The organism is Amycolatopsis albispora (genome assembly GCF_003312875.1).
GTDB classification, from domain to species: Bacteria; Actinomycetota; Actinomycetes; order Mycobacteriales; family Pseudonocardiaceae; genus Amycolatopsis; species Amycolatopsis albispora.
The window spans coordinates 7,135,820-7,150,158 of sequence record NZ_CP015163.1; the positions used below are offsets into that span (position 1 = coordinate 7,135,820).

Annotated in this window: 11 protein-coding genes and 1 pseudogene; 5 read left to right on the forward strand and 7 right to left on the reverse strand. The window is 70.9% G+C overall.

The window, feature by feature from the left end:
- The first annotated feature begins 4 nt into the window (after positions 1–4).
- Positions 5–982: a hypothetical protein gene (locus A4R43_RS33870; protein WP_113695810.1), complete on the forward strand. Its 978-nt coding sequence runs from the start codon at positions 5–7 to the stop codon at positions 980–982.
- A gap of 67 nt (positions 983–1,049) precedes the next feature.
- Complete coding sequence (locus A4R43_RS33875) at positions 1,050–1,484, forward strand: hypothetical protein (RefSeq protein WP_113695811.1); 435 nt, start codon at positions 1,050–1,052, stop codon at positions 1,482–1,484.
- Here A4R43_RS33875 and A4R43_RS33880 read toward each other — a convergent pair.
- Positions 1,481–2,077 carry a TetR/AcrR family transcriptional regulator gene (locus tag A4R43_RS33880; RefSeq protein WP_162788686.1) on the reverse strand — a complete coding sequence of 199 codons (597 nt, stop codon included), beginning with the start codon at positions 2,075–2,077 and terminating at the stop codon, positions 1,481–1,483. The two genes, A4R43_RS33875 and A4R43_RS33880, sit on opposite strands and share 4 nt — an antisense overlap.
- A 15-nt stretch (positions 2,078–2,092) precedes the next feature.
- Complete coding sequence (locus tag A4R43_RS33885; RefSeq protein WP_113695813.1) at positions 2,093–2,755, reverse strand: TetR/AcrR family transcriptional regulator; 663 nt, start codon at positions 2,753–2,755, stop codon at positions 2,093–2,095.
- A gap of 230 nt (positions 2,756–2,985) precedes the next feature.
- Here A4R43_RS33885 and A4R43_RS33890 point away from each other — a divergent pair, with 230 nt between their 5' ends.
- On the forward strand, positions 2,986–4,368 hold the full coding sequence (locus tag A4R43_RS33890) for an ABC1 kinase family protein (protein WP_113695814.1): 1,383 nt from the start codon (positions 2,986–2,988) through the stop codon (positions 4,366–4,368).
- On the opposite strand, the gene A4R43_RS33895 is transcribed toward A4R43_RS33890, so the two are convergent.
- Both A4R43_RS33895 and A4R43_RS33900 read right to left on the reverse strand, forming a co-directional pair.
- Positions 4,353–4,997, reverse strand: a complete 645-nt coding sequence (locus tag A4R43_RS33895; protein WP_113695815.1) for a response regulator — start codon at positions 4,995–4,997, stop codon at positions 4,353–4,355. The genes A4R43_RS33890 and A4R43_RS33895 overlap by 16 nt on opposite strands.
- Positions 4,988–6,124: a sensor histidine kinase gene (locus A4R43_RS33900; RefSeq protein ID WP_113695816.1), complete on the reverse strand. Its 1,137-nt coding sequence runs from the start codon at positions 6,122–6,124 to the stop codon at positions 4,988–4,990. The genes A4R43_RS33895 and A4R43_RS33900 overlap by 10 nt, the downstream gene beginning before the upstream one ends.
- Positions 6,125–6,282: 158 nt before the next feature.
- On the opposite strand from A4R43_RS33900, the pseudogene A4R43_RS33905 reads away from it, so the two are divergent.
- Positions 6,283–6,918: pseudogene (locus A4R43_RS33905) on the forward strand (DedA family protein); the annotation flags it as partial.
- Positions 6,919–7,109: 191 nt separating this feature from the next.
- On the opposite strand, the gene lon reads toward A4R43_RS33905, so the two are convergent.
- The 3 genes from lon to A4R43_RS33920 form a co-directional block, all read right to left on the reverse strand.
- Positions 7,110–9,503, reverse strand: a complete 2,394-nt coding sequence (gene lon, locus A4R43_RS33910) for an endopeptidase La (protein ID WP_113695818.1) — start codon at positions 9,501–9,503, stop codon at positions 7,110–7,112.
- A gap of 106 nt (positions 9,504–9,609) precedes the next feature.
- Positions 9,610–10,467, reverse strand: a complete 858-nt coding sequence (locus A4R43_RS33915; protein WP_113695819.1) for an SAM-dependent methyltransferase — start codon at positions 10,465–10,467, stop codon at positions 9,610–9,612.
- Between the two features lie 42 nt (positions 10,468–10,509).
- On the reverse strand, positions 10,510–11,466 hold the full coding sequence (locus tag A4R43_RS33920; protein WP_113695820.1) for a GNAT family N-acetyltransferase: 957 nt from the start codon (positions 11,464–11,466) through the stop codon (positions 10,510–10,512).
- Between the two features lie 219 nt (positions 11,467–11,685).
- On the opposite strand from A4R43_RS33920, the gene A4R43_RS33925 reads away from it, so the two are divergent.
- Complete coding sequence (locus A4R43_RS33925) at positions 11,686–14,298, forward strand: putative bifunctional diguanylate cyclase/phosphodiesterase (protein ID WP_113695821.1); 2,613 nt, start codon at positions 11,686–11,688, stop codon at positions 14,296–14,298.
- The last annotated feature ends 41 nt before the right edge of the window (positions 14,299–14,339 follow it).

A 14,339-nucleotide genomic window follows, 5' to 3' on the forward strand; every position in this document is an offset into this window, starting at 1 on the left:
ACCCATGGCACGCAAGCGGATCGTTCTCTCGGCCACCACCGCGGTGCTCGGCATGGCCGTGCTGGGCGCCTGCGGGCAGGGCACCGCGCCGGGCGGGGCGGCGGCGCCGGCGGCCGCCGAGCAGGCCGTGGTCGCGCCCGCGGCGCAGCAGGCCGCACCCGCCGTCAAGCTGACCGCCACCGAGGTCGACGGGCTCGGCCAGGTGCTCACCGAGCAGGGCGGCAAAACGCTCTACCGCTTCGACAAGGACACCGCGAGCCCACCCAAGTCCAACTGCGAAGGCGACTGCGCCAAGGCGTGGCCACCGCTGCTGGCCGGTGACGCCGCGCCCGAACTGTCCGGAGTGGACGCTTCGGTGGTCGGCGAGGTGACCAGGGCGGACGGCACCAAGCAGGTCACCGTCAAGGGCTGGCCGGTCTACACCTACGCCAAGGACACCGCGGCCGGCGAGGTCAAGGGCCAGGCCGTCGGCGGCACCTGGTACGCGGTGAACCCGCAGGGCGGCAAGGCCGAGGCACAGCCCGAACAGCAACCGCGGGCACAGGTGAAGCTGACCGCCGCCGAGGTCGAGGGCGTCGGCCGGGTGCTCACCGAGCAGAACGGGCTGACCCTGTACCTGTTCAGCAAGGACAGCAAGAAGCCGCCGAAGTCGGTCTGCAACGGCGACTGCGCCACCACTTGGCCGCCGCTGCTGGCCAACGGCACCCCCGAACTGTCCGGTGTGGACCCGAACCTGGTCGGCAAGGTGAAGCGGGACGACGGCACCGAGCAGGTCACCGTCGGCGGCTGGCCGGTCTACACCTACGCCAAGGACGCCGCCGCGGGACAGGCGAACGGGCACGGCGTCGGCGGCACCTGGTACGCGATGATGCCGGAGGGCTGCAAGTCCGAAGCACCGTTCGTCGCGCAGCAGGGCAAGCAGGAGCAGAAGAAGTCCGAGCCGGCCGGGTCGGCGCCGGACAGCGGTGGCAATGGCTACTGAGCCAGCCGGGAGCAGGCCTGGCCATTCCCGGAATGGCCAGGCTTTTTCCTGTCCGCCACCGGATCCCGTGCTCCGCCGGGCGATCGAGCGGGTGCGCGAGGAGCGCCGCCGCCGGCACCGGCGCCGCTGGTTCGCCGGGCTGGTCGCCGGAGTTCTGCTGGCCGCGGGCGCGCTCGCCGGTGGCCTGCTGATCGGACAGCCGGAACTCACCGAGCCGGTGTTCAGCGCCGCCTCCGGCGACGGGGTCCACCTGACCGCGCGGTTCCTGCCCGCGCCGGGGTGGACCCGGTTCGACGTCGAGGTCGCCGGGGTTTCCTGGGGCGAGCGCTGCCGCCTGGTGGTCACCGACTCCGCGGGCGTCGAGCACGAAGCGGGCAGCTGGGCGGCTTCGGAGAAGGCGACGCGGTTCGGCGGGGCGGTGCTGGTGCCGCTGAACGAGGTGCGTGCGATCAGCGTGCGCGGCCACGGCGACCGGGAACTGGTGCGCGCGGGCCGAGCCTAGCGAACGCCGTGCATCGCGAACCCGACGAACGACTCGATGACGCGCTCGCGTTCGGCCGGGGTCACCCCGCGCACCCCGGTCAGGATCGCCGAGATGATCAGCGACAGCAGGCCCTCCCCGGCGACCTCGGTGTCCAGATCGGACTGGAGGAAACCGCGGCGCACCCCGTTGGCGAGAAAGGCCGACGCGGTGGCGCCGAAGGTCCGGACCAGCCGCAGCAGCCGCTGCAGCGATTCGTCGTCGATGGCCGGGGCGTCGAGCAGGATGAACTGGACCAGCGCGGGTTCCCGCTCGACCAGGTCGAACACCCTGGTCAGAATGGTGCGGAACTGCGCGGCCAGTTCGTCCGCGGTGGACGCGTCGTCGGGCTCGTCACCGGCGACCACCGCGTCGAGGATGAAGTCGACGCCGGTGTCGAGCACCTCGTCGAGAATGTGCCGCTTGTTGTCGAAGTAGTTGTAGAAGGTGCCGTGGCTGACCCCGGCTTCCTTGACGATGTCGGAAACCCCGGTGTTGCGGTAACCCCGCGAGGAGAACACGTGGTGCGCGGCGCGAACCAGCTGGACCCGCCGCTCTGCCGTACGGTTGCGCACGGACGCTCCCATCACTTACTTGCCCACCCCGTGCACGGCGAACCCGACCAGGGTGTCGATGTACCGCACGCGTTTCTCCTCGGTCGCCTCACCGCGCATGGCCAGCAGGAAGCCCGGCACGACCAGCGCGTTCAGCCCGTGCGCCACCGCGGCGGTGTCCAGGTTCGGCCGCAGCCAACCCGACCGCACGCCGTGTTCCAGATAGGACGCCATCAGCGCGGACAGCGTGGCCTCCAGCCCGAGCAGCCGCGCCTTCAGCTCCGCGTCGATCGCCGCTGCCTCCACCAGCACCAGCTTGAGCAGGTCCGGTTCCTCGTCGATCAGCGTGAACAACCGCCGCGCGATGGCGCGCAGCTGCGTGGCGAACTCCTCGGCGTCACGCGGTTTTTCGCGGGTGGCCGCGGCTCGCACGGTGGTGATCAGGCGCTCCACGCAGTGGTCGAGCACGTGGTCGAGCAACTCGCGCTTGCTGTCGAAGTAGCGGTAGACGGTGCCCTGGCCCACCTTCGCGTGCTTGGCCACGTCGGAGATGTTGGCGGCTTCGTAGCCGCGTTCGGTGAAGATGACACACGCGGCGTCGACGATCTGCCTGCGGCGCCGTTCGGCCAGGCCCTTTTCCGGCGGCCTGCCCCGGCGCGCGCGGGGCGTCGCCGGTGGGGACGTGGACGCGGATTCCATCCCGGTCAGCTTACGGGACCTGAACTTCCGTGTACGGCTCAGCTCTGCATTAGTGCACACGATCACGCACCGCCACCCCGGGTTCTACGGAGCGCGCTTCCCGATTCGGCCGGCTGTTTCACCGGGGCGGCCCGGCCGTATTCTGGCGCCGGATTTTCCGCGATGTGCGGAAAACGGTCGATTTCGCACGCATGTCGCGCTATAAAGGCCGGTTACGCCGGGGAGGGCCGATGAGGAAGGCACCACCGAGGTCGCGGCTGGTGCGCGGGACCGCGCTGGGCAGGCTGGCCGCCGGGCAGGCGCTGCGGCAGGCGGGCAGCAAGGTCGCCGCACTGGGCCGATCGGGTGAGGAAAAGCGCAGGCTGCTCGACCGCCGGGCGCTCGAGGCCGCCGATCAGCTCGTTTCGGTGCTCGGCGGAATGAAGGGCGCCGCGATGAAGATCGGGCAGCTGCTTTCGGTGCTCGATCTCGATCTCGTGCCCGAGTCGGTGCGCCCGGAATTCCGGCGGAAACTCGCGGTACTGCTCGACCGGGCCCCCGCCGTTCCGTTCTCCGGAATGCGGAAGGTGATCGAGGCGGATTTGGCCGCGCCGATCGCCGAGGTGTTCGCCGAATTCGACGAGAATCCGGTCGCCGCGGCCTCGATCGGGCAGGTCTACCGGGCGCGGCTGGCCGACGGCCGCGCGGTCGCGGTGAAGGTGCAGTACCCGGGCATCGCCACCGCGGTGCGGGCCGACCTGAAGAACCTGGCGTTGTTCCTGCGGCTCGCGCCGGACCTCTTCCCCGGCCTGGAAATGGACTCGCTGGCCAGGGAGATCCGGCTGCGCGTCGAAGAGGAACTGGACTACCGGCTGGAAGCGCGGACGCAGCACGACCTCGCCACCCGCTTCGCCGGGCACCCGTTCCTCGTCATCCCGGACAGCGTCGGGGAACTCTGCGGGGAACGCGTGCTGGTCACCGAGTTCGTCGACGGGCTCGACTTCGACCACATCGCCGCGCAACCGCAGCCGGTGCGCGACCGGGTCGGCGAGATCGTCTACCGCTTCTACTGCGGCTCCCTGTTCCGCACCGGCGACTTCCCCGGCGACCCGCACCCCGGCAACGTGCTGCTGCGACCGGACGGCCGGGTGGCGTTCCTGGATTTCGGGCTGTTCAAGCGGATGAGCCCCGAGAGCGCGGCGCTCGAGCGGTCGGTGCTGCGGGCCGCGGCCGACGGTGACGCCGAGCAGGTGCACGCGCGGATGACCGCGGCGGGCATTCTCGGCGAACCCGGCCGGATCCAACCGGACGAGGTGCTCGCCTACATCGAGGACGCCGTCGGCTGGTACCTCGCCGACGCCGAAATCGAGGCGACCCCCGAACTCGCGGCCGAGGCCATGATCAGTTCGATCGACCCGCGGTCGCCGCACTACCGCAAGATGCGCTGGCAGTACCTGCCGCCGGAGCACCTGTTCGCGCGGAGGGCGGAGTTGTACACCTTCGGCCTGCTCGGCAGGCTGCGGGCCCGCGGGAACTGGCACCGCATCGCGCGGGAATGGCTGCACGGCGAGGAACCGGTGACGGAACTCGGCCGGATCGACGCCGCGTGGCGCGCGGCTCAGGAGCCCAGGTAGCGCAGCACCGCGAGCACCCGGCGGCTGTACCCGCTGGTGTGCGAAAGCTCCAGCTTGTCGAAGATCGCGTTCACGTGCTTTTCCACCGCGCTCAGCGAAACGTAGAGCTGCCCGGCGATCCCGGCGTTGGTGTGGCCCTGCGCCATCAGGTCGAGCACCTCGCGTTCGCGTGCGGTCAGCCTGCCGAGCGGGTCGCTGTGCGTGGTCCTGGCGAGCAGGCGGCGCACCACCTCCGGGTCGAAGGCCGCGCCGCCCTCACCGACCCGCGTCAGCGCGTCGAGGAATTCGCCGACCTGCGCCACCCGGTCCTTGAGCAGGTAGCCGACCCGGCCGCCGTCGTCGGTGATCAGCTCGGTGGCATACCGCTTTTCCACGTACTGCGACAACACCAGCACCCCGACCTCGGGGAACCGCGCGCGGATCTCCAGTGCCGCGCGCAGGCCCTCGTCGGTGTGCGTCGGCGGCATCCGGACGTCGGTGACGATCACGTCGGGGCGGTACGCGGCGGTGGCGGACAGCAGCGCGGCGGCGTCACCGACCGCGGCCAGCACCTCGTGCCCCTCTTCGGCGAGCAGCCGAACCAGCCCTTCCCGCAGCAGCGTGCTGTCCTCGGCGAGCACTAACCGCACGGCAGTTCCGCGGTGATCGTGGTCGGACCGCCGACCGGACTGTCCACAGTGAACTCCCCATCCGCGGCGGCGACCCGGCGCGCGAGCCCGGAAAGCCCGCCGCCCGGCCGCGCCCCGCCGGTCCCGTCGTCGCTGATCCGCACGATGAGCATGGTGCCGGTGCGGTGCACCGACACGTCGATCCGGGTGGCCGACGCGTGCTTCATCGCGTTGGTCACCGCCTCCGAGACCACGAAGTACGCGACCGTCTCCAGCGCGAGCGACGGCCGTTCGGTGAGCTGGAAGTCCAGGTGCACCGGCAGTCCCGCGTTCTCCGCGACGGCCTCCAGCGCCGGGTGCAGCCCACCGTCGTCGAGCGCGGTCGGGTACACCCGCCAGGTCACTTCGCGCAGGTCACGCAGGGCCTGCTGGGATTCTTCGTGTGCCTGGCGCACGAGTTCCGCCGCCCGTTCGGTGTCTTCGGCCCGCCGCGCGCGGCCGAGCAGCATGCCGAGCGCGACCAGCCGCTGCTGCACGCCGTCGTGCAGGTCACGTTCGATGCGACGGCGTTCGTCGTTGACCGCCTCGACCACCTCGGCGCGGCTGATGGCCAGCTCGGACACCCGGCGGCGCAGCTGTTCCTGCTTGCTCGGCCCGAAGAACCGGCCCGCCAGGAGCAGGTCCAGCTTGGCCACCCCGATCAGCCCCTGCACCGCGAGAAAGGCGAGCAGCAGGCCGAACAGCAGGATGGTGATCGAGTCGTACCAGTCGGCGGGCTCGTCCCCACCGCCGACGCGGCCACCGGTGACCACCTGGCCGAGCATGATGGCCGCGGACGCGGCGCCGTAGACGATCAGCAGGAAGACCCCGAGGCCGACCATGCCGGTCACGCTGCGTGGCACCAGGTACCGCAGCGCGCGGTCACCGGTGTAGTCGTCGCCGTTCTCCGCGCCGAACCAGCGGGCGAGCCGCCGCCGCTCGACCTCCGCCAGCGCGCGTGCCCCGCGGTAGACCCCGGGACGCGCGGGCGGCAGCACGAGTGCCAGAGTTCCGGCGACCACGTAGATCGATTCGGCGACCGCGGTGAGCGCGCCGGCGGCCAGCCCGGCGGTACCGCGCCCGGCGGCACGCGCCCAGCTTTTTTCCACCCCGTGAGGCTAACCGGCCCGCACGCGCGGCGAACTGCGGTTTTCCGCAGGTTCGGGCTGGGGTATCCGGCTGGATATGGGACGACTCACCGCAATGTCCGGAACTCGAGGTGTTCGTAGCTTCGTTGGCAGGTGCAGACGACCATGAAAGGCCGCCGATGATCACGCAACTCGCCCAGCAAGCCCCGGAGATGGGAGGGCTCGCCGGTTGGGCGGTGAGTCTGATGGACACGCTCGGAGGGGTGGGCGCGGCCGTCATCGTCGGCCTCGACAACCTCTTCCCGCCCATCCCCAGCGAACTGGTGCTGCCGCTGGCCGGCTTCTCCGCCAGCCAGGGCACCTTCAGCCTGGCCGAAGCGCTGATCTGGACGACGCTCGGCTCGGTGGCGGGCGCGGTGATCGTCTACTACCTGGGGGCGCTGCTCGGCCGGGACCGCTGCCGCGCGCTGATCTGCAAGGTGCCGCTGGTCAAGGGCTCCGACTTCGACAAGACCGAGCAGTGGTTCGCCAAGCACGGCACCAAGGCGGTCTTCTTCGGCCGGATGATCCCGCTGTTCCGCAGCATGATCTCGCTGCCGGCCGGGATCGAGAAGATGCCGGTCTGGAAGTTCCTGTCGCTGACCACGCTGGGCAGCCTGATCTGGAACACCATCTTCGTGGTGGCCGGGTACGTCCTCGGGGCGAACTGGCACGTGATGGAGGAGTACGCGGGCATCTTCCAGAAGATCGTGATCGGCCTGGTGGTGCTGGCCGTGGTGGTCTTCGTGGTGAAGCGCCTGAAGAACCGGAACAAGCCCGAGGAAGAGCCTGTGGAGCAGGACGACGACCGCCCCACTCGGATGCTCTCCGTGCCGGAGATGACCGGTGGCCGCGGCCGCTTCGTCGGCGACCTGCATTCCGAGGACAACCGCCGCCGCTGAACGCTATGAATGTGGCTTTCATAGCGCCAGGCGCTATGAAAGCCACATTCATTGCATCGAGCGGCTCAGGCGGCCTGGGTGACCGGCGTCGCCGCCGGGGCCAGCGCGAGGTCGAGCACCTCGCGCACCGACGCCACCGGGTGCACGTCCAGCTCGGCGAGCACCTCGGCGGGCACGTCGTCCAGATCCGGCTCGTTGCGCTGCGGGATGATCACCGTCTTCATCCCGGCCCGGTGCGCGGCGAGCAGCTTCTGCTTCACCCCGCCGATCGGCAGCACCCGCCCGGTCAGCGACACCTCACCGGTCATCGCCACGTCGGCGCGGACCACCCGGCCCGAGAGCAGCGACGCCAGCGCGGTGGTCATGGTGACCCCGGCCGACGGCCCGTCCTTGGGCACCGCGCCCGCCGGCACGTGGACGTGGATGCCGCGTTCGGCCAGGTCACCGACCGGCAGCTCCAGCTCGGCGCCGCGTGAGCGCAGGTAGGACAGCGCGATCTGCGCCGACTCCTTCATCACGTCGCCCAGCTGCCCGGTCAGCGAGAGCCCGGTGCCGCCGGTTTCCTTGTCCGACAGCGACGCCTCCACGTACAGCACGTCCCCACCGGCACCGGTCACCGCCAGCCCGGTCGCCACCCCGGGGATCGAGGTGCGCTGGGTGGACACCGGCAGCGAGGACTCCGGCAGGTGCCGCGGCCGCCCGAGATAGGTCTCCAGCTCGGCGGCGTCCACCGTGACCGGCAGTTCGGCCTCGCCCAGCGCCACCTTCGTGGTGATCTTGCGCAGCACCTTCGCGATCGTCCGGTTCGCCGCGCGCACACCCGCTTCCCTGGTGTACTCGGCCGCGATCCGGCTGAGCGCCGCGTCGGTCAGCGTCACGTCGCCCTCGGCCAGCCCGGCCCGCTCCAGCTCACGCGGCAGCAGGTGGTCACGGCCGATGGTGACCTTCTCGTGCTCGGTGTACCCGTCGAGGGTGACCAGCTCCATGCGGTCCAGCAGCGGGCCGGGAATGGTCTCGAGCGCGTTGGCCGTGGCCAGGAACACCACGTCCGACAGGTCCAGCTCGACCTCGAGGTAGTGGTCGCGGAAGGTGTGGTTCTGCTCGGGGTCGAGCACTTCGAGCAGCGCCGCGGTCGGGTCGCCGCGGTAGTCGGCGCCCACCTTGTCGATCTCGTCGAGCAGCACCACCGGGTTCATCGAACCGGCTTCCTTGATCGCCCGCACCACGCGGCCGGGCAGCGCGCCGACGTAGGTGCGCCGGTGACCGCGGATCTCGGCCTCGTCGCGGATGCCGCCGAGCGCCACCCGGACGAACTTGCGGCCCATCGCCTTCGCGATCGACTCGCCCAGCGAGGTCTTGCCGACCCCGGGAGGACCGGCGAGCGCCAGCACCGCGCCCGACCTGCGCCCGCCGACCACGGCACCGGCGTCCACCCGGCGCTTGCGCACGGCCAGGTATTCGATGATGCGTTCCTTCACGTCGTCCAGACCGGCGTGATCGGTGTCGAGCACCGCACGCGCGCCCGCGATGTCGTAGGAATCCTCGGTGGTGGTGTTCCACGGCATCTCCAGCACCGTGTCCAGCCAGGTGCGGATCCAGCCGCCCTCCGGCGACTGGTCGGAGGTGCGCTCCAGCTTGTCCACCTCGGCCAGCGCGGCCTTGCGGACGTGCTCGGGCAGTTCGGCGGACTCCACGCGGGCGCGGTAGTCGTCCTCCTCGCCGCTGCCGTCCAGCTCACCGAGCTCCTTGCGGATCGCCTCCAGCTGGCGGCGCAGCAGGAACTCCTTCTGCTGCTTCTCCATGCCCTCGGCCACGTCCTTGCGGATCGTGTCGGTCACTTCCAGCTCGGCCAGGTGCTCACGCGTCCACTCCAGCGCCTTCTCCAGGCGGGTGGTGACGTCCAGCGTCCGCAGCAGCTCGAGCTTCTGCGCCAGGTCCAGGTAGGGCGCGTTGCCCGCGAGGTCCGCCAGCGCCGACGGGTCCTCCAGCTCCTGCACCGCGTCCAGCATCTGCCAGACACCGCGCTGCTGGAGCACGGACAGCACCACCGCCTTGTACTCCCCGGCGAGCTGCTTGCCGTGCTCACCGGCGGGCAGTTCGGTGGCGGTTTCCGCGTGCACCCACCGCGCGGCACCGGGACCGTCGCCGGTGGCACCGACGTGCGCGCGCTGGGCGCCGCGCAGGACCACGACGGCCTTGCCGCCGGGGACCCGGCCGATGCGCTCGACGGTGGCGACCGTGCCCATCTCGGCGTACTCACCGTCCACGCGCGGCACGATCAGCACCTCCGCCTTGGGGGCGGTCCGGATGCCGGGCACGGTCGGGCCCTGGGGTTTGGCCTGCGCGGACTCCACCGCGGCGCGCGTCTCGGCTTCGGTCAGGTCGAACGGCACGACCATGCCGGGCAGCACAACGTCGGAGTCGAGGGGGAGTACGGGCAGGAGCCGGGTGTCGGTCATCGAATGCTCCTTCTCAGTTGAGTCTGCTCAGCTCAACTTTCCGGAGCTCGGGTTTGTTTCCGCTGGCTGTTCGCCCGTAGCGAGCGTCACCGGGGAATAAAACCGCCTACGGTTTCTGCGCGACGAAGCACCAGGCGAACGGCCGCGCCTTGGCTTCGCGGGCGGTCAGCTCCCGGTCCGGCCGCCAGTCCGGCAGGTGCGTGACCCCCGGCTCCAGCAGCGTCCAGCCGTCGATCCAGCGCTCGATCTCCTCGCGGTCACGCAGCCACACCGGGTTCTGCGTGTTCCGGTACTGCGCGGCGAAGTTGCGCACCCCCTCGGCCTCTTCGCCGGTGGTGCCGCCGACCGACATCTGCGACAGCGCCAGCCAGCTGCCCGGCGCGAGCCTGTCGCGGTAGGTCTTCACCAGCCCGTCCGGGTCGTCGTCGGGACCGACGAAGTGCAGCACCGCCATCATCAGCAGGCACACCGGCTGGTCGAAGTCGATCAGCCGCCGCGTGGTCGGGTGGTGGAAGATCGCCTTCGGATTGCGCAGGTCCTCCTGGACGTGCCCGGCCCAGCCGGTGGCGCCCTGCCGTTCGAGGATGAGCGTGGCGTGCGCGGTGGCGACGGCTTCGTAGTCCACGTAGACCACCGTCGCCCGCTCGGCGTCGGGCCCGTCGCCCAGCTCCTCGCGGATCACCTCGTGCACGTTGCCCGCGGTCGGCACACCGGAACCGAGGTCGAGGAACTGCCGGATCCCGGCGTCGAGCGCGGCCCGCACCGCGCGGTTCATGAACTCGCGGTTGTGCCGGGCCCCCGGTTTCACGTGCGGCCACTGCTCTTCCAGCCGCTTGCCGAATTCGCGGTCCACCGCCCAGTTCTGGGTGCCGCCCAGGTACCAGTCGTAGACCCGGGCCGAGGACGGCTTCTCGGTGTCCACCCCGGCCGGGGCTTCCGGGGCGGAATCGGTGCTGTCGGTCAACGGTGGCTCCGGAGGTTTTGTGGCGAACTGCGTTCAACAGTTCTATCGCACGGCGGGCCGCCGGTACCAGTAGGTCCACAGCGGCCGGTAGCCCTGCGCGTACCAGAACGGCGTCGAGCGCGGGTTCGCCAGCGCGTGGTGCAGCAGAGCGAGATCCACGCCCTCGGTGTCGAACACCTGGTGCGCGTGCGCGGCGAGCGCGGTGCCGACGCCGGTGCTGCGTGCCTGCTCGGCGACGTTCAGCGAGGTCAGGTACCCGATCTTCGGGTGGCTGCGCTGGTCGACGTAGATCTTCGCCCAGTCCGACGACGGCGGCAGCTGCACCCTGGCCACCCCGAGCGCCTTGCCGTACACCTCGGCGATCCACAACGGCGGCTCGTCCTGCGCCAGCACCTCTTCGACCTCGGCGGTCAGCGCGCGCTCGGTGCTCTCGCGCACGGTCGCGACGCCGAACTGCGCGTCGTAGTGCTGCAGCTCCAGCAGGAGGTCGACCACGTTGGTGAGGTCGTCGCGGGTGGCCGTGCGCACGGCCACGCCCGGCGTCTGCCGCGGCCCGCGGCCGTGCCGTTCGGCCGGCCGGACGGCCACCACGCGCACCGGCGCGAACCCGTGTCGCAGCAGCTCACCGGCACCGGTCGAGTCGCGGCTGGGCCGGATCACCACGGCGGCGGTCTCCCAGTCATTCCGCGCGGTACCGGCGGCGGCCAGCCGTTCCTGCCACTTCTCCAGCAGCCTGCCGAGCGCGGTGCCCGGATCGGGACCCGCCAGCCGCAGGTCCATCCGGTGCTCGACCAGCGCGCGCCACTGCGCGCCGGGGGCGTCACCAGGGGTCATCTCGCAGGAGAGCACGCCGAGTGCGGCCGAATCGCGCTCCTCGGCGGTCAGCACGGTGACATCCGGATCGTCGGGCAGGTTCCCTGGCGGGGGCAGGAGGGGGTCGATCGCCTTCAGCCGGGCGGCGTGCTCGTCGGCGATGGCAGAAAAATCCGTGAGGTCCACGTCACATATTCAAGTCCCCCGCGTCTTCAGAGAGACACCCGGCCCACCGCGGCCCCGGACCCGAATACCACTCGCGTTTCACCCCGGTGGTTCCCCCAGGTCCACGCGGTTGGCTAGGAGTTAACCCTTAGCTGATCCCATAATGGTCGGAAAGAGGCTCAAATACCCCCTCCGGGGTACAGTGAGCCCTCGTTCGCGATCAGGCCGTAAGGAGGTTGCATGCCGGACTCAGGCGGCAGAACCGCTACCGCCGGCCCGGTGCCCTCGACAGCCGCGGACGAGGCGGCGGTGGACGAACGGCGCTTCCGCGTCTACACCGCGACCGTGCTCACCGTCGGCCTGGTCACCGCCGCGGTGGTGAGCTGGTGGCTGCCCTTCGAGGGCTCGGCGATGCTCTGGTGGATCACCCCGGTGCTCGCGCTGGCCTTCCTGCTCGCCGAACAGCTCGGCATCAACGTCGACGTCCGCAGCGGCATCTCGTGGACCATCTCGTTCACCGAGATCCCGCTGGTCATCGGCTTCTTCATCGCGCCGTTCGAAGTGGTGCTGGTGGCGCACCTGATCGCCGGCGTCGGCACGCTGCTGGCCCGGAAGGTACGCGGGCGCGTGCTGTACAACGCCGGTGCCTTCCTGCTGGAGATCACCGGCGCCTTCGCGGTGGCCGGACTGGTCAAGTTCGCCGTCGGCGGGCCCGGCATGCCGTGGCTGGCCGCGCTGGCCGGCACGCTCACCGCGCCGCTGGTCAGCACCCTGCTCGCGCTCGCCGCGGTCCGCGTGCTGCGGCGCCGCATGCGCGTGAGCACCGCGCTGCGGCTGACCGGCCGGATCCTGGTGGTCGGCTTTGTCAACGCCTCGGTCGGCCTGTCCGGTTACCTGGTCATCTTCCACGTGCCCGAGGCGTGGCCGCTGGTGCTCGCGGTGTTCCTCGGCCTCACCGCCCTCTACTGGGCCTATTCGGACCTGTTGCGCGAGCAGCGCGACATGGAAGCCTTGTCCGACGTGAGCCTGATGGTCGCGCGCTCCGGTCAGCAGGCCGCGGCCCGCCCGGCCAGCCGCGCCGACGACTTCGGCCGCGGCGTGGACGTGGTCGAATGGGGCGCGATCGCCGAGCGCATCAAGGACCAGCTCGCCGCCGGCCGGGTGGTGCTGCGGCTGCGGCTCGAACCCACCGATGCCATGCGCGCGGTCGTCTCCGGTGATCCGCTGCCCGCCGAGGACACCACCGCCGACGACCCGCTGGTCCGCCTGCCCGGCGCGCACGTCCGCCACTTCCGGCTCACCGAAGCCAATCCCGAGGTGCGCGGCGCGCTGCTGGACCGCGGCGCGCAGGAGGCACTCGTGGTGCCGTTGCGCAGCGCGAACCAGCTGCTCGGCATCATCGAAGCGCACGACAGGCTGTCCCGCTGGCGCGGCTTCGGCAAGTCCGACGTGCAGCTGCTCGGCACCATGGCCAGCCACCTCGCCACCGCGCTGGACAACCGCCGCCTGCTGGCCACGCTGCGTCACGACGCCTACCACGACCCGCTCACCGGCCTGCTGAACCGGCCCGGCTTCCGCCAGGTGGCGCGCGAGCCGCTGCGCGAGCGCCTCGGCTCGGTGGTGCTCCGGATCGAGCTGGACGTGTTCTCCACGGTCAGCGACGCGCTCGGCTACGCCTGGGCGGACCGCATGGTCATCGCGGCCGGTCGCCGCATCCGCGACACCCTCGGCAGCGACGTGCCGCTCGCCCGGCTCGAAGGCGCTTCCTTCGCCGCGCTGATCGTCGAACGCACGCCGGAACAGGCGCACGAGATCGCCGAATGCCTGCGGGCCGAGCTGTCCGCGCCGTATCCGGTGGACCGGCTGACCGTCGAAGCCAACGCCAAGGTCGGCTACGCCTCGCCGACGCCGGAGGAGGAGAGCGCGGACGCGGTCGACGTGGACGCCCTGCTCCAGCGCGCCGACGTCGCGGTCCGCGCCACCCGCGGTGGTGAAGAGGTCCGCGGGTACGTGCCGAGCATGGGCCAGATCTTCATGCGCCGGTTCCAGATGGTCACGCAGTTCCGGCAGTCCGTGGAGGACGGCCAGGTCAGCGTGCACTACCAGCCCAAGGTGACGCTGCCGAACCGGCACGTGCAGGGCGTGGAGGCGCTGGTCCGCTGGGTGCACCCGGAGTTCGGCAAGCTCGACCCGGACGAATTCGTGCCCGCGGTCGAGGCGGCCGGCCTGATCGGCGTGCTCACCGAGTTCGTGCTGGAGCAGTCGCTGCGGCGGGTGCGCAAGTGGCTGGACGAGGGCCTGCGGATCTCGGCGGCGGTCAACCTGTCCGTGCGCAACCTGGCCGACGAGGAGTTCCCGCGCAAGGTGGTCGAGGCGCTCGAGCGCTTCGACGTGCCGCCGGAGCTGCTCACCTTCGAGCTGACCGAGTCCGGCGTGATGTCCGACCCGCAGAAGGCGCTGCCGATCCTGCGTGAGCTGCACTCGCTGGGCATCGTGCTGGCGGTGGACGACTTCGGCACCGGGTACTCGTCGCTGGCCTACCTGCGGCAGCTCCCGGTCGACCAGGTCAAGATCGACAAGAGCTTCGTCCTCGGCATGGGCACCGACCTCGGCGATTTGGCGGTGGTGCGGTCGATCGTCGAACTCGGCCATTCGCTGGGCCTGACGGTCGTCGCCGAGGGCGTCGAGGACGACGTGGCGCGCGACCAGCTGGAGGCGATGGGCTGCGACGTCGCCCAGGGCTACCTGATCTCGCGCCCGCTCGCCGAGGACCGGCTCGAGGCGTGGCTGCTGGCCCGCACGGCCCGCTCGCCCGGCCGCCACACCGAGACCGTGCTGACCCTGCTGACCTGAGGTTTTGCCAAAAGGGGACCCCCTCTCCGGCGGCTGGAACG